The organism is Paenibacillus sp. ATY16, from assembly GCF_003399985.2.
Lineage (GTDB): Bacteria > Bacillota > Bacilli > Paenibacillales > Paenibacillaceae > Pristimantibacillus > Pristimantibacillus glycanilyticus.
Map to the genome: position 1 here is coordinate 18,127 of NZ_NMOK02000015.1, position 14,923 is coordinate 33,049.

The following is a 14,923-nucleotide window of genomic DNA, read 5'->3' on the forward strand; positions in this document are numbered from 1 at the left end:
TGCCCCTCTCGAAGGCCTATGGCTTAATGAATACGGTCTTGATGGAGGTGAAGAATTCAATCGCAGCCTGCCCCTGCTCGCGTGAATGCGAGCTGGACTGCTTCAACCCGCCGAACGGAGCCTGAAGCTCAACGCCAGCCGTTTCAGCGTTAACCCTAACCAGCCCAGCTTCCATATCTTGAACGAAAGTCAATAAATTGCCGATATTGCGTGTATAGATGGAAGCGCTGAGTCCGTATTCGGTATCGTTGGCCACCTTGATGGCTTCTTCCAGACTGTCTACCCGAATGAGCGACAGTACCGGACCAAAGATCTCATCTTTTGCAATGGCCATATCCGGCTTCACGTCGTCGAATACGGCAGGCGTTACATAAAAGCCGTCGGCGAGCTCAGGCTGGCTCGGCCGTTCACCGCCGACAAGAAGCCGCGCTCCTTCCTCTTTGCCCTTGCCGATATAGGACATGACGGTATTGAGCTGGCTCTCGTTAGCGCACGGGCCAAGCCAGGTACCTTCCTTGAGTCCGTCGCCGACTCGCAGCTCCGCTACTTTGGCCACCAGCTTTTCCCTGAAAGCTTCGTAAACGTCGCTAACGACAATGACGCGGCTGGTCGCCGTGCACTTCTGGCCGGTGGAGCGCAGCCCGCCGCTGATCGTAGCTTCCGCGGCAAGCTCAAGATCGGCATCCGCAGCCACGATGACCGGGTTCTTCCCGCCCATCTCGAGCTGGTATTTCGCTCCGCGCGCAAGCGCTGCCTGCCCGACCCGTTTGCCCACCGCGTTGGAGCCGGTGAATGTGACGCCGTGAACGCCGTTGTGCGACGCAATACCGCCGCCGATTACGCTGCCGCTGCCCACAATCATGTTCACCGCGCCGGCCGGGAATCCTGCATCATGGAAGCACTGCATAACAAGAGCAGCTGTGACAGCGGTTTCAGTAGCCGGCTTCCAGATGACCGTATTTCCGTAAATAAGCGCGGGAGCCATTTTCCAGACGGGAATGGCAACTGGAAAGTTCCATGGCGAGATAACGCCAACGACGCCAAGCGGCACCCGTGTCGTGAACATAAGCGCTTCGGCATCGGTTGAAGGGATAACGTCCCCAACCTTGCGCATGCCTTCGCCGGCATAATAGCGGAGGATCGCCGCGCCGCGCACCGTTTCGCCTTTGGCTTCAGGCAACGTTTTTCCCATCTCGCGCGTCATCATTCTTCCGATCTCTTCTTGCCTCGCCTCGAGCAGATCCGCTGCCTTGAACAGCAGGGCCCCCCGCTGCGCGCCGGTCAGCTTCCGCCAGGAAACACGGGCCGCTTCGGCGGCGGCTACGGCATTCTCCAGATCGGCATCAATCGAATCGGGCACCTCGCCGACAACCTCTCTCTTATTTGCCGGATTGATGCTCGGTATCCGCTTGCCGGACAGCGGGGCCGTCCATTCTCCGTGAATATAATTGTCTATGATTCTTGCTTGTTCATTCATGAACACTCACCCTTTCTTAATTGGTCTGATAGAACGGCTGCGTCAGTTCATGTTTATAGACAGCCGTATTGGCCAGGATGCCAATGCCTTCGATTTCAATCTCAATCCGGTCTCTCGAATCAAGAGTAAATTGATTAGGCGGTACCAAGCAGGTGCCGGTCAGAAGCACTGTTCCGTCATAGAGCTCGTTATCCCGCTTCAGGAACGTTACCAACTCCTCCAGCCTGCGTTTCAGCATGCCCGTGCTTGCCTGCTCGTCGACCAGCTTCTCGCCGTTGCGGTAAATCCGGCATATGATCTGCAGCGCATACGGATCCGCAACCGTTTCAGCCAAACGGACGGCTGGCCCGATCGAGCAGGAACGGCTCCATACCTTGGCCTGCGGCAGGTACAGCGGATTCTCGCCTTCAATGTCTCGGCAGCTCATGTCGTTGCCGGCCGTATAACCGATAATAGTCCCTTCTCGGTCAAGCACGAGACCCAGCTCGGCTTCAGGGACCTGCCAATTCGAATCGCTGCGGAGACATACCCGCTGTCCCGGTCCAACGGTGCGTGCAAAGGTTGATTTCAGGAACAACTCCGGCCGCTCCGCCTCATACACCTTGTCGTAGAACGTAGTGGCATCCAGCTTACCCCCGGTTGCCTCATAATTCCGAGCTTCCTTGCTGCGCAAATAAGTGACTCCGGCTGCCCATACTTCCGGCGCGTCGACGGGTGTCAGCAGTTCAAGCTCTTCGAGAGAGAAAGCAATAGGCGCCTTCCCAGCGATCAAGCCGGTTACATGCTCGGACGGAGATAGTCCTTTAGCTCGCGCCTCGGCCACCAACTCCATCAGGTCCGACGCTTCAAGCTGATAGACGGACCCTTCCTCCGTCAAAGCGCCTAATCGTGAAAACGATGCTTCCCGGTAACGAACGATACGCATACGCTCAACTCCATTTCAGTTTTATATTATAAAACTATGTTCTCATATTTGAGCAGCATCCGCACATGCCAAACGGCATGTACGTGAGAACACGGACTTATAATCGGCCAAGCCCTTTAGAGATGCTGTCTGCCGTCCGTACGACCAGCGCGGAGAACTCGGCGAACTCCTCGTCATTAACAGCGGACACCATTGTGGAGATGCTAACGGCGGCGGAGACATGACCGCTGTGGTCGTACACCGGCGCGGCCGTGCATCGCACTCCCGGTTCATTCTCCTCACGGTCGAATCCGACGCCATTTGCCCGTATGCGCTCAAGCTCGGCGCGCAAATCGGCTTCGTTCGTAATCGTATGCGGTGTCTGGATCTGGTAGTGATACGCTGCAAGGATCCGGTTCAGTTCCATTACTGGCAAATAGGCAGCAAGCACTTTGCCGACTGCACTGCTGTGCAGCGGGACGCGTTTGCCTATTCGGGAATATCGGATGGCTGCTTTCGCACCTTCCACCTTGTCGATATACACCCCTTCCGAGCCGTCTTGCACGACCAAATGCGTAGTTTGCCCCGTCTCCTGCGACAGCTGCTCCAGATGGGGACGCGCAATCTCCCGGATATCGAAGCCCTGAAGCAGCAGCTGTCCCTTCTCGAGCAGCCGCATGCCCAGCCGGTATTTGCCCGAGTCCGCGTCCTGCTCGATATACCGGTGCAGTTGAAGCGTCTTGAGCAGCGAATGAACGGTGCTCTTGTGAAGCTGCATTTGTGCGCTGATCTCGGTAATTTTCAGCTCTCTATTCCGCTCGTCGAACAGGTCCAGAATGGACAGCGCCCGATCGAGCGATTGGATAATCGGCATGAGTTAGGTCTTCTTTCAGTTTTATATTATAGAACTCTATTCTACAATATCAATTTTACCTTTTTTTTCTTGATGCTGTCTACTACTTTGTTTGAATAGCCTAACAGCGTTATCCGGTCTATCGTCGAAAATGACAAAAGGAGCTGCCGCAGCATGCTCCTTCGTTTTTGCTCGCTATTTTAATTTAACGTAAATGAAGCCAGGCTTGCGTTACCCATGCCCACATACGTGAAATATAAGGCTTGCTTGCCATCAGGTATAACGATATCCGCCGAATATTCGGTCCATACGTTCGTAAAGTCAACTGAAATTCTGCCGAGCTCCGGTCCGTCCCACGCCGTCTTCACGGCAAAATAACCGCGGCAGTAGCCGCGAACCTTGATTTTAACCTGACGGATACCCTGGCAGTCGAAATATTTGAACCCTGCCGTCGCGGAATCCCGCATGTTGGCAACGTACCCGATTTCTTCGTCTCCGTCCTTACCGTCCTGGGTAATCTTCGGGAACCGGCCGTCCATCCAGGCTCCATGTGTTCCCGTGTATACCGCTTCGTCCTGGCAGAATAGATTGCAGGCCAGATAGGCCGGGTATTCCCCGCGGCCGATCAGCGGCCCCCCATTAGCCCCGCAAGAAGTCATCTCGACTTGAGGAATCGTCCCGTCCTCCCGGAATGCAATCGGCTCGATGCAGCCTTGCCTGGAAAAGCTCGTACCGTTGGTATGGCGGTGATAGAAAATATACCATTGTCCTCGTATCTCTACGATACCTCCATGGTTGTTACCGCCGTAATACATCGGTTTGTCCGAAGGCTTGTAGGTATCGATATGGAGATCGTTATTGCTGATAATGACGCCTTGATAGACAAAGCCCCGGATCGGATGCTGGCTCGTAGCATAACACAGTTCATGCATGACGACCGATGAATAGATGAAATAATAGGTATCGCCTATTTTGCGAATGGAAGGCGCCTCGAAAAACTCATGCCCTTCGTACCCGCTGCCCTGACTGTAAGGCTCGCTTGGGGCGATGAAAACAGGCTCTTCCAGAATGGTAAGCATATCGGGACCGAGCACCGTTGCCATTGGCCCCATGCGGGACTTGTCGCCGATTGCGCAAAATCCGGTGTACAGGTACGTCCGGTCGCCCTCCGTCAAAACGCCTGGGTCGAATTGAGGTTGGTCGCCTTCCCGCTCGCCAAGACGCGTGCCGTCGGGATACTGTACGTAACCATAGAACTCGAATTTGCCGGCCGGCGTATCGCAAACGGCGACCGACACGACCGAGACCTTGTCCAGTACGTAGTACAAATAATAACGGCCATCGGAACCCTGCGTAACGTCTGGCGCGTAGAGACACATCCGGCCATCCGGATTGAGAGGATCGTCCGTTATCCGATAAATAACGCCCTCATACCGCCAGTCGGCCAAGTCATCTACTGGTGCCGACCAGCAGACATAGTCGTTCAAACAGAAGACATGCCCATTGAAGCGGTCATGCGAACCGTAGACATACACACGATCATGATAGACATGCGGCTCCCCGTCGGGAATGTATTCCCATGAAGGAAGATAGGGATTTAAACCTTGCTTTTTCATTTTTCGGATCTCCTCATTGATAATAGTGACTGCTTTACAAGGCTGGTTTGAATCTTCAATGCTGATCTTCATTGTCTTTTTAAGAAAGCGCTTTAATCTCCCTTTCTATCGTAGCACACTTTGTTTAATTGGTAAACAAAGTGTGCGAAATCGTTTCCATTCCCAGGCACCTGTACATATTCTTGATTAAAAAATGTCTCTACAACCAAAAACCTCCGTTCCTACACGAATGCTCGTGCCCGAATGGAGGTTTTCGTCCCTGCTCATGACCAAAAAATTGTCGGTAAGTATCTTGTCCGCATCTTAACCCCGGACCAAGGTAACCTTAAACACGCTGCCCGATTCGGAACTCGACTCGAGCTCAATGGTACCCTGGGAGATTGCCAGCAAATGGCGAACGATTGACAGGCCTAACCCAGCGCCGCCATGACGACGTGCCCGTGAGGAGTCAAGCCGGTAAAAACGCTCGAACACCAGTTCCTTTGATGAAAGGGGTATCCCCTTTCCCGTGTCCGAAACCCGAACCACAATCCGTCCCTCTTCCTGCGATACCTGCAGCGTCACGTTCCCATTTGGCCGATTATACCGTATCGCATTGTCGATCAGATTGCGAAAGACCAGGAATAAGAAGCTTTCTTCCCCCTTAACAAGGGCATCGCAGGGCTCCGCCAAATGAAGCGTCACCCCGTATTTGTCTGCCATCGGTTTCATGAAAGAAGCTGCGTCCGCAAGAATGTCCGCAAGCTCCGCAACCTTGTGCATGTTATTTTCCCGGTCGTAAGTACCGTCAGCCAACAGCAATAAATCCTCCGTTAAGGATTCCAGGCGCGCAAGCGTCCGTTCTGTTGTCGCCCTATAATCTCTCCATTCGCTTGAATCAATGCTGTCACCGTCTCCGGCCACTTCCAGATTCGTTCGAAGGATGGAAAGGGGCGTTCTTAATTCATGCGCAGCCGCGGAAACGAAGCGAGCTTGTTGAGTGAAAGAATGTTCCAGCCCATCCAGCATCGTATTAAATACAATCCCTAGCTTCTTCAATTCATCGTGAAGCTGGTCAATCTCCAGCCGTTGGTGCAGGGTAGCTGCCGTTATTCCGGCCGCGGTTTCACTCATTCTCTTGACAGGCTTCAGGATAATCACCGCGAGCCATTGCGCGCTGAGAACCATGCCTGCCAATACGACAAGCAAGCTTAGGAGTCGCCCCTGCATCTCCGGAATAAACTTGTAAACGGATAATAAAGTATCTATCCCCACATATAGAGTGATCAAAATTCCCAAAAATAGAATAGCGAACAACGTCAATCTTGCACGCAGTGAAAGCCGGTTCCATGGTTTCATGTCGTTTCCTCTTTTTCAAGGCTCTGAGCCCATTTATACCCATAACCTTGAACAGTCTGAATATATCGTTCTCCTGCCTCCGGATCATGGGTCGAGAGCTTTTTTCGCAAGAAATTAATGTGAACCCTGACCGTTGAAGAAAGAGGATCCGCGAAGATATCCCAAACATGCTCAAGAAGCTTCTCCGACGAAATGACCTCGCCTGGATGGAGCATCAGATATTCGAGCAAACCAAATTCTTTTTTCGTTAACGGGATAAGCACATTATCCAGCCAGACTTCCTTTGTCTTTGAATCAAGAGTAAGCCTCTCGAACCGCAGGACGGAGCTTTTCACGGACATGCTCCGGCGAAGAAGCGCCCGGATGCGGGCAAGCAATTCATTGAACATAAACGGTTTGCGGAGGTAATCATCCGCACCCGAATCAAGCCCTTCCTCCACCTCATCCGGATGGTTGCGGGCTGTAAGCATGAGAATAAAAACATCGTTATACTGCGAGGACTGGCGAATTCGTTGACAAAGCGAAATCCCATCCAGCTCCGGAAGATTGATGTCCAGGAGAATGACGTCATAATCGTTCGTATCCGCGAGCTCCCACCCCGTTAGCCCGTCAACGGCGATATCCACCGCATAACCTTCCCGCCTTAAACCCTTGGCTAATGCGCGTGAAAGATCCTCCTCATCTTCGACAATGAGGATTCGCATATCATCCACCCCTTCCTTCCATGACAATGAAAATAGGATATCACACATTTTTCGGCGAAACGAGGAAAATCCGGCGCTCTTTTGAAGCTTCAGTGACTTAACAAGGATTTAACAGCGCGATCATTATAATCAAAACAAATCTTCCTTTTGCATGGCGGATTTTTATGAAAAAGGAAAAGAAGGAGGAGATCTATTGTTAATCGAGGTTGTAACAGCTGGACCGGGGTGTTCCATTTGTCAAAAAGCGATGAAGGCAGTGAAGCAAGTCGCGGACGAGTTTCCGCAAATCGAGATTCAGGAATTGCATGTGGTTGATCAGTTTGAACGTCTCCAGGAACTGAGCATTTTCAGTGCCGGAGCGATCCTTATCAATGGGAGAGCGGAATTTGCCACTTTGCCCTCACTGCCTAAGCTTCGTGAACGCGTGTATGAATTACTTCATCAATAAATCCACTGGATAAAAGGAGAAACAAATGGAAGAATTATATCATTTTACGATTACAGGCGGAATTTCCGCCTCTACCTACATTCTCGTGTTTATCGTCGGAATCGTAAGCGCGGTATTGGCCTGTTATTTGCCCGTGCTTGCTATGTTTGCAAGTTATGTACAGAAAGGAGCTTCCGGAGAGAGAAGAAAAGCCGTCCGGATCGCTGTCAGCTTTATCTTGGGTATGGTTGTCACTTCGGTATTGTTTGGTTTGATCATCGCACTGCTCGGCCACCAGTTCCTGCCCGCTGTTGAAAAATATCGTTTGCTAACCTGGGTTCCGCCCCTCTTTGACATAATCGCCGGGCTGCAGCTGCTTGGCGTCATTTCATTCGCAATGCCTGCTTTTCAAAAGCTGAACCGGCCACAGCATCCGCAAAACCATTTGGCCGCTTTCAAGCTAGGGATTCCTTACGGGCTTGTTATCTCGCCTTGCGCGATTCCCATCTTTTTTGCGCTGATTAGTTATATCGCGCTTCAGGGGAGTCCGCTGCACGGAGCGCTGCTCATGACGACTTATTCGTTAGGGAAAGGCGTGATACTCGTGGCTGTCGCAGTCTTTTCTATTTCCATTCTAAGCAAATTAGCAAGATGGGGCGGTCCTGTAAGAAAAGTTGCCGGTTACCTCTCCATCGCGATTGGCATCGTTTTTCTGGTTATTGGGTTTATGAAAATATAAAAATAAAAGGAGAATGACAATGACCTTAAATGAAGAACTAGCGCAGATGAAGAAGACGTTTGACCCTCATACGCCAATGGAAGCGCAGGCCGCTCTGTCGCGGCTAATCCGGGAGCAACAGGAATCGCCAGATCCGTTTGGTCTTCCTGTTGGACAGAAGGCTAAGGATTTCACCCTGCAGGATGCACTCGGTCGGGCAGTCCATTTATACGATGAGCTGGCCAAAGGCCCTGTCGTTTTAACCTTTTACCGTGGAGGCTGGTGCCCTTACTGCAGCAGACAGCTCAAGTCTTATCAGCAAGTGCTGCCCGAGATCGAAAAGCTTGGCGCTCAACTGATCGCAATCAGTCCGCAAAGCCCAGATGCCACACTGTCCCAAATAGAAAAGGAAGAGCTGCGTTTCCATGTTCTAAGCGACCGGAACGGTTTGGTTGCGGCGAGGTATCGTATCCTATACGACGTGCCCTTCTACGTACAGGACATATTTCAGCAAGGCTTAGGTCTCAATCTGGCTGAATACAACGCAACGAGCCGTTGGATTTTACCAGTGCCCTCGACATTCATGATTAACGAGAGTGGCTTCATCCGTTCGGCATACGTTAACCCGGACTTCATGAAGCGGTTTGAGCCCGAGGATATATTAAGCGAATTACGCAAGCTGTAACTACCAGCGTTCCCGAGATAGGCAAAAAGGGGAAATTAATTCCTTTGGACGTTTTCCGGCAGAACATTTTCATTTTGTACGGCTAGTACTTCCCTTGCTGCTTCTATAAAAGATAACACGATTGGCGAAAGCCACTTGTCTTTATGCCACAACATCTGTGTATATACGCGCAAGCCGGGAATTTGCCACGCAAGGGGAACTAGCTCGCCGCGTTCAACCTCGGCTTCCGTTACGATTTCCGGAAGAAAGGCAATACCGATTCCCGAAATGGCACATTGTTTAATGGCCTCAGCACTTTGAAATTCTAAATACGTAATGCTATCCATGCCCTCTTTCTCAAATGACCGGTCAAACATCGTTCGATAGGGACAACCCTTCTCATTGGTGAGGAACACTTGCCCGTAGAAATCCTCCAGCTTTAGCACAGCTTGCTTTGCGAGCGGGTGGAACAGGAAGTCTCAAAGCAGCTTCAACAGGAGTGTGAAAAGCTTATCAACAAAATTAAACGTTACCACGTCGATCCAATTGGATTCGGCTATTATGTAAAAACTTACCAATTGTCTCAATGGAAGAAGGTCGAAAACAACTGGGAGATGCGTTTGCCCAAGCGGACATCGAGATTACAACACATATCAAGTTGATAAGCACAGGCGCGGTAAAATGAGTTTCGGGAATCGATTTAAGTCTTATATAAGGTCGGCTTCGCTAGCGAACAGTGTGGGATCGTGAAGATTTCGGGATTAAAACAGCTCAATTTACGCAAAAAATATCAGGTCTCAGGCAGATGGTGTTCCAGGAAACGCTGCGTTGTCCGGCTTAATAGCTCCGTATTGGCGAATTGCTCGATAATCTGCACGACAAACGAGTAGAACTCGGCAACGGTTTGCGATACTTAAGTATGCGTGGCATTTAAATTGACTCTGTTTGTTAACCGCAAGTTCTGCAGCGTACCTTCCAATCGATAGTATCCTTCCGCAACAGGATAGACAACATGGGCGAACTCAATCATCGCCGGGTCATGGATCGGGAGATTTCGGCTTGGTATCTTCGCCAGCAGCCCGCAAATAACGGAATCGTTCGCTGTATTGTTGAGCCAATACCACCCAGTGAGATTCCGTAGGCGACAAAAAGTCACGGACAAAAATCGAGTGATCGTCCAGAATTTCCAGCCAAAAAAGGTGTTCCTCCCAAGGGCTGATAGGCTCGCATGCTTGATTCATCGCTCATTCCTCCCGGGTACGCTGCCGATTTTAAGTAAAAGCTATGAAATAGTTACGTTTGTCCGGCCGTTGGAGGCAATTTCTTGCCGTAGCATTTGTAAAATTCCATTTTATGAAGCTTGCCGTTTCGTCGAGAGAACCTTATCATAAGTTAAATTGTTATTATTTAAAGAATAAGAAAAAGGAAGGATGACTGATATCATGAACATTACTGAAAAACAGATCGTCGTATCCTTGGAGCCCGAATATGAAACCGAATACTTGAAACTATTGAATAATTACTTTACGGCCTCCGAGCGAGACAGCCGGGCCTCCTCCATTTTTGAAAAAAAACAGCTCATGGCGATTAAAGAGCAAATGGCGCTTATGTGCAACCGGAATCCGCAAAAAATTAGCATGCTGAAGTCCATCATCCGAGATGTAAGTGACAAAAGGGAAAAGGCGGTTGTCATCTCCAAATCGAATGCCGTTACCGCTCTGTTATTAGACGAGCTTTCTGCGGACGAGGACATCAAAGGCGTTTTTATTATGACGAAACAGCTCTCCATCCATGAGGTCAATGAGCTAATAGACAGATTTAATAAATTACCGGAATCTACCGTTCTGCTTATTACGGATGCTGTCAACGCCGGTCTCGACATTACGGCCGCAAATCATCTTGTGCATTATGATTATCCGGCCCGCTACTCTGATCTTCAACAACGCAACAACCGCATATCGAGACAAACTTCATACCATAAAGAAGCAACCATCTATTATCTCTTAACATCGGGCAAAATCGACGAGTTCGAATACCAGGAATGTCGGACCCCATAGATTAATCTTTAATCAGCCCATTATCAGAATAAAGCTGTCGATCAGCGCTGGCAGCTTTTTCACGGTCTAACTAACGTTCTCCCGTTAGCATATTGATTTACTGCGATTCGGTTTCCTCCGCACTAGTTCCAGAAATATTTCATCTTCCTATACCCAACATCCATATTTTTTCGTTCCCCTCAATCGTTATCGTGAGCTCGCTCCCCGCTTCGATAGGAATCTCGCACATAGCGGGGAACATTTCCGGATAACGGCGTTGCTCCTCTCCAGAGCCGGTCATTACCATTGGTTCCCCTCCATCACATAAATCAATAAAAAACATCTCTTTCATAAAGATGCAAAAATTTATAGTTTTATAACGTTATCCTGCCCATTCGCTTAAGGAAAAAAAGAGCAGCTGCCGCGGCGGCAAACTGCTCCTCGATTGTTGTGATTGACTCCTCGGAGTTAGTTACTTCGGAAACATCAAATGGCTGTGCTGACCCCGATTTTCGTTATCCCTCAAATAAAATCCGTTACATGTTTGGTTAATATTCACTGCATACATCGTAGTTTCATTTATGTCGTCAATACGTTCAAACACCTCTTTTTTAAGAGGTTGATTTGATTTTTTAGCTGTTTTGACGTTATCAGCGTGGCAACTGATCATCTGGATCAGCTGCCATATTGTTGTGCCCAACTAACGTAACACGAGAAACTGGAAGTCGACCACTCTCGCGATCCCAATCGGCGAGCCAGGGAACGGGGGACGATAATACTGCGTACCGAACATGCGAAGACCTCCTTAACCTTTTCTTTATCCTTTGACCGCTCCTCCTGTCGTGCCCTCCGCCAAATACTTCTGGATGAAGAACCCGACAACGATTATCGGCATCATCGTCACCGTCGCCGCCGCGCTACTTTTGCCCCAATCGACCGAGACTGAGCCGACGAACCTCGAGATGCCGACTGGAAGCGTGTACGTGTCAATATTCGTGAGTTGCAGTGAGAACACGAGCTCGTTCCACGAATACTGCATCGACAGAATCGCGGCGGCCGTCACGCCCGGCAGGATGATCGGAAAAATGATTTTGCGGAACGCCTGCATCTTCGTGCAGCCGTCGATCAGCGCGGACTGCTCCAGCTCTCTCGGCACATCCTTCAAGAAGCTAATCGCCAGCCAGACGACGAACGGCAGATTTACCGCCGTGTGGGCGAGAACTGGTCCCACGTAGCTGCCGAGCAGGCCGACCTCGTTGATGAGCACGAACATCGGTAGCAGCATCGTTACGGCCGGAACGAGCTTTCCGAGCATGAAGAAGTTCATCAGCACGCCCGAACGCTTCATACCGAACGAGGTGAGGCCGTAAGCGCACAACGTGCCGAGGCCGACGGCCAGCGCGGACGAGATCAGCGCCACAAGCGCGCTGTTTCCGAAGTAGCGACCGAAATCGCCGTTTGAGAACGCTTTCGAATAGTTGTCGAGCGTCGGATGGAAGAACCATTTTACCGGCACCGTGAAGGTGTCCTTCTGCGTCTTGAAGGACGTCATCACGACCATCCAGATCGGGATGATCGTCCATAAGGCGAACGCCAAAAGCAAGATACCTTTGAAGCCGTTGCGGGCGCTTCTGCGCAACATCGGCGGCCCCCCTCTCTAGCTTTGTTCCAAGTACGAAGAACGTTTCACAAGTGGCGCGAACAGCAGAATCAGCACCAGCATGGTGATGAGCGAGATAGCCATCGCGTAGCCCATCTGATACTGCTCGAAGCCTTGCTTGAACGCGTAAATGCTGAGTGACAGCGTCGAGTTCGCCGGTCCGCCACCCGTAAGCGCATAGATGATGTCGAACACCCGGAATGCATCCGTCCCGCGGATCAGCGTAACGAGCAGGATGACTTTGCCGATCATCGGCAGCGTGATGCGGAAGAGCGTCCGCCAGAAGCCAGCGCCGTCGATTCGCGCCGCTTCGTACACCTCGTGAGGAACCGTTGTCAGACCGGAAGTGATGACCAGCAGGATGAACGGCGTCGTCTGCCATACGTCGGCGACGGTGATACAGAAGAGCGCCGTGCCCGGCCTAGACAGCCCGCCAAAGTGCTCCAAGCCGAACGCTTTGAGCCATTGATAGACGAGTCCGAACGTCGGATCGTACAGATAGCGCCAGATTAGACCGACGATGATCGGCGAGACTAGAAGCGGCATCGAGTAGATGGCCCGGAGGATCCGGGACAGCCGATCCGGCAGACCGGCAAGCACGACGGCCATGCCGATGCCGATGGCAAGTTCCAATCCAAGCGCCGCCACCGTGAAAATCAGTGTGACGAGCAGCGACTTCAGCGCGACGTGATCCTGGAAGAAAGCCCCGTAATAATGCAAGCCGACAAAGACGCCGGCCGTTTCCTTCCCGGGAGAGAAATCGAACAGACTCATGACAACGGCATAACCGAGCGGTACGATCATGGCCAGGGCGACGACCGCCGCCGCCGGCAGCACGAGAAACCCCGCAAGATAAGAAGATTTAGATTTGGCGGCCATGGCTAACCTCCCTTCTGATGTCGGCCGGTGTAAACGCCGCGCACTTCCGTGGTCGTCTGCGCCGGCATGAAAACTACTGGATGGATGCGGAGGCCATATCCTGCTGGACTTGAGCGAGCGCCGCTTGCGGGTCCGTGTTACCCACGGCTATCGCCGACAACGCGGTGGCCAGCTGGTCCATCAGCTTCGGAGCGTCCGCGATGAGCGGCTGCGTATCGGCCTGCTTCATCGCTTCCCCGACTGCCGGGAAGAACGGATATTTCGCCGACAGCTCCGGATCGCTGAACAGCGATTGCCGGCCGGGCATCTGTCCGTCTTTGAGGCTCATCGCCTTCTCCGTCTCCTTGCTTGTTAGCCAAGCCGCCAATTCGTAGGCTTCCTTGGGATGCTTGCTGTCCGCCGCCACGCACCAGTTCCAGACCGAGAGCGTTCCGAACGGCTGCTTGCTGTACGGTAGCGGGGCGTAACCGATCTTGCCGGCCACGGACGAATTGGCCTGGTCTTCGAGGGAACCGATCTGCCCAGAGATTGTCAAGCCGATCGGCGCCTGCCCGGACTGAACCGCTTTGGTCACTTCGTCATAGTGCCAGGTCGCGCTTCCGTTCATCGCGACGGCGTTCAAGTCCTTCCAAAAGTTGGCCGCCTCCATGCTGGCTTGGCCGGAGAGGTCCAGCTTGCCATCGGCGCCGAAATAGTCGCCGCCGTTGGAGCGGATGAGCGAAGTGAAAACATCCACTGCCGCCTGTCCTTGTTTGCTGGGCAGAGCGATGCCGGTGCCCTTGTCGTGAAAGTGTTTCGCGACCGCTAGCGTCTCATCCCACGTCTTCGGCGGCGTGAGTCCTTCCTCCTGCAATATGTCCTTGTTGTAGACCATGATCGGAAGCTGGATGAAAGTCGGAAGGCCGTACAGCTTGCCGTCTGCCGTCACAATCTTGATCAGATTCGGATTGTAATCGGCGAAGTCAAAATCCTTAGGGTTGAGGCTGTCATCCTTGACATAAGCGTCGATCGGCAGCAAGTAGCCATTCTTGACGTATTCGGGAATCCAAATCTCTTGCGCCCAGACCAGGTCGTACTCGCCGGTTTTGTTTGACAGGTTAAGCGTCTGCTTCTGCTGAAGCTGCGCATAGTCAACATCGTCCATCTTGACGGTGATGCCGGTCTCTTGCTCGAACTGCTTCAGCATCTCCTTCTGGTCGTCAGCGTGCGGCCCCGCCCAGCGGGAGATCGTCAGCGTTACTTTTCCACCGTTGCTGCCGGAGGCGGAAGAAGATGAGTCCGCGCCGTTACTGTTCGAGCCGCAAGCGGACAGAAACGCGGCGACAGATGCCAGAATCAAGGCCAAACGGAGCTTTTTTGTTTTCATTTACAAAAACCTCCCCTTTAGTTTGCGAGATTGTTCCTTTCTCCCTTCTCCGAACGAGACCCATCTTCTCTCCCGGGCCGACTGGTATCCGGCTTCCGCCACATGAAGCCTGTCGCGGAAGTTTGCGCGGAACGTACGGTCCTCACGCAAGCAAGCAATGATGCCGGTCACTTCCCGCTTGTAGTTGCTGCACATGTGTAATAGTGACTGTACAGGCTTAGCACGGCCACACGGATTTTCGTATTACCCATCGGTTTCCCCTCCCATGGAATAACGTTAAC

At 51.8% G+C, this 14,923-nt stretch carries 15 protein-coding genes and 1 pseudogene; 5 read left to right on the forward strand and 11 right to left on the reverse strand.

Annotation, left to right across the window (positions count from 1 at the left end; translation table 11 throughout):
- Nucleotides 1–16: 16 nt before the first annotated feature.
- The 6 genes from gucD to CFI03_RS08545 form a co-directional block, all read right to left on the reverse strand.
- The gene (gucD, locus tag CFI03_RS08520) at nucleotides 17–1,477 is read right to left on the reverse strand and encodes an alpha-ketoglutaric semialdehyde dehydrogenase GucD (RefSeq protein ID WP_248757001.1); all 1,461 of its coding nucleotides are present in this window, start codon (nucleotides 1,475–1,477) and stop codon (nucleotides 17–19) included.
- A gap of 16 nt (nucleotides 1,478–1,493) precedes the next feature.
- Nucleotides 1,494–2,402 (reverse strand): fumarylacetoacetate hydrolase family protein, encoded by a 909-nt coding sequence (locus tag CFI03_RS08525; RefSeq protein WP_248757002.1) that lies wholly within the window; start codon nucleotides 2,400–2,402, stop codon nucleotides 1,494–1,496.
- 97 nt (nucleotides 2,403–2,499) lie between these two features.
- Nucleotides 2,500–3,255 carry an IclR family transcriptional regulator gene (locus CFI03_RS08530; RefSeq protein ID WP_248757003.1) on the reverse strand — a complete coding sequence of 252 codons (756 nt, stop codon included), beginning with the start codon at nucleotides 3,253–3,255 and terminating at the stop codon, nucleotides 2,500–2,502.
- A 179-nt stretch (nucleotides 3,256–3,434) separates the two neighbouring features.
- Nucleotides 3,435–4,850, reverse strand: coding sequence for a family 43 glycosylhydrolase (locus CFI03_RS08535; RefSeq protein ID WP_248757004.1), 1,416 nt, complete (start codon nucleotides 4,848–4,850; stop codon nucleotides 3,435–3,437).
- A 303-nt stretch (nucleotides 4,851–5,153) separates the two neighbouring features.
- On the reverse strand, nucleotides 5,154–6,188 hold the full coding sequence (locus CFI03_RS08540; protein ID WP_248757005.1) for a sensor histidine kinase: 1,035 nt from the start codon (nucleotides 6,186–6,188) through the stop codon (nucleotides 5,154–5,156).
- The gene (locus tag CFI03_RS08545; protein WP_248757006.1) at nucleotides 6,185–6,892 is read right to left on the reverse strand and encodes a response regulator transcription factor; all 708 of its coding nucleotides are present in this window, start codon (nucleotides 6,890–6,892) and stop codon (nucleotides 6,185–6,187) included. Before CFI03_RS08545 ends, CFI03_RS08540 begins: the two co-directional genes overlap by 4 nt.
- A 193-nt stretch (nucleotides 6,893–7,085) precedes the next feature.
- Between CFI03_RS08545 and CFI03_RS08550 the strand changes: the two genes are divergently transcribed.
- The 3 genes from CFI03_RS08550 to CFI03_RS08560 are packed head-to-tail and all read left to right on the forward strand — an operon-like array spanning nucleotide 7,086 to nucleotide 8,722.
- Nucleotides 7,086–7,340, forward strand: a complete 255-nt coding sequence (locus tag CFI03_RS08550) for a thioredoxin family protein (protein ID WP_248757007.1) — start codon at nucleotides 7,086–7,088, stop codon at nucleotides 7,338–7,340.
- Nucleotides 7,341–7,365: 25 nt separating this feature from the next.
- A complete protein-coding gene (locus tag CFI03_RS08555) occupies nucleotides 7,366–8,058 on the forward strand; it encodes a cytochrome c biogenesis CcdA family protein (RefSeq protein ID WP_248757008.1) in 693 nt (230 codons plus the stop codon).
- A gap of 19 nt (nucleotides 8,059–8,077) precedes the next feature.
- Nucleotides 8,078–8,722, forward strand: coding sequence for a peroxiredoxin-like family protein (locus CFI03_RS08560; RefSeq protein ID WP_248757009.1), 645 nt, complete (start codon nucleotides 8,078–8,080; stop codon nucleotides 8,720–8,722).
- Nucleotides 8,723–8,757: 35 nt separating this feature from the next.
- Here CFI03_RS08560 and CFI03_RS08565 read toward each other — a convergent pair.
- Nucleotides 8,758–9,168, reverse strand: a pseudogene (locus tag CFI03_RS08565) (substrate-binding domain-containing protein); the annotation flags it as partial.
- On the opposite strand from CFI03_RS08565, the gene CFI03_RS31420 reads away from it, so the two are divergent.
- The gene (locus tag CFI03_RS31420; RefSeq protein ID WP_481857663.1) at nucleotides 9,166–9,363 is read left to right on the forward strand and encodes a Ger(x)C family spore germination C-terminal domain-containing protein; all 198 of its coding nucleotides are present in this window, start codon (nucleotides 9,166–9,168) and stop codon (nucleotides 9,361–9,363) included. The pseudogene CFI03_RS08565 and the gene CFI03_RS31420 overlap by 3 nt on opposite strands.
- Nucleotides 9,364–9,738: 375 nt before the next feature.
- Here the strand turns inward: CFI03_RS31420 and CFI03_RS08570 are convergent, their stop codons facing one another.
- Nucleotides 9,739–9,942 carry a DUF2935 domain-containing protein gene (locus tag CFI03_RS08570; protein ID WP_248757010.1) on the reverse strand — a complete coding sequence of 68 codons (204 nt, stop codon included), beginning with the start codon at nucleotides 9,940–9,942 and terminating at the stop codon, nucleotides 9,739–9,741.
- A gap of 201 nt (nucleotides 9,943–10,143) precedes the next feature.
- On the opposite strand from CFI03_RS08570, the gene CFI03_RS08575 reads away from it, so the two are divergent.
- Nucleotides 10,144–10,758 carry a helicase-related protein gene (locus CFI03_RS08575; protein WP_248757011.1) on the forward strand — a complete coding sequence of 205 codons (615 nt, stop codon included), beginning with the start codon at nucleotides 10,144–10,146 and terminating at the stop codon, nucleotides 10,756–10,758.
- A gap of 796 nt (nucleotides 10,759–11,554) precedes the next feature.
- Here the strand turns inward: CFI03_RS08575 and CFI03_RS08580 are convergent.
- The 3 genes from CFI03_RS08580 to CFI03_RS08590 form a co-directional block, all read right to left on the reverse strand.
- Nucleotides 11,555–12,379, reverse strand: coding sequence for a carbohydrate ABC transporter permease (locus tag CFI03_RS08580; RefSeq protein ID WP_248757012.1), 825 nt, complete (start codon nucleotides 12,377–12,379; stop codon nucleotides 11,555–11,557).
- A 15-nt stretch (nucleotides 12,380–12,394) separates the two neighbouring features.
- Nucleotides 12,395–13,276 carry a carbohydrate ABC transporter permease gene (locus tag CFI03_RS08585; RefSeq protein WP_248757013.1) on the reverse strand — a complete coding sequence of 294 codons (882 nt, stop codon included), beginning with the start codon at nucleotides 13,274–13,276 and terminating at the stop codon, nucleotides 12,395–12,397.
- 73 nt (nucleotides 13,277–13,349) lie between these two features.
- Nucleotides 13,350–14,642 carry an ABC transporter substrate-binding protein gene (locus tag CFI03_RS08590; protein ID WP_248757014.1) on the reverse strand — a complete coding sequence of 431 codons (1,293 nt, stop codon included), beginning with the start codon at nucleotides 14,640–14,642 and terminating at the stop codon, nucleotides 13,350–13,352.
- Nucleotides 14,643–14,923: the final 281 nt, after the last annotated feature.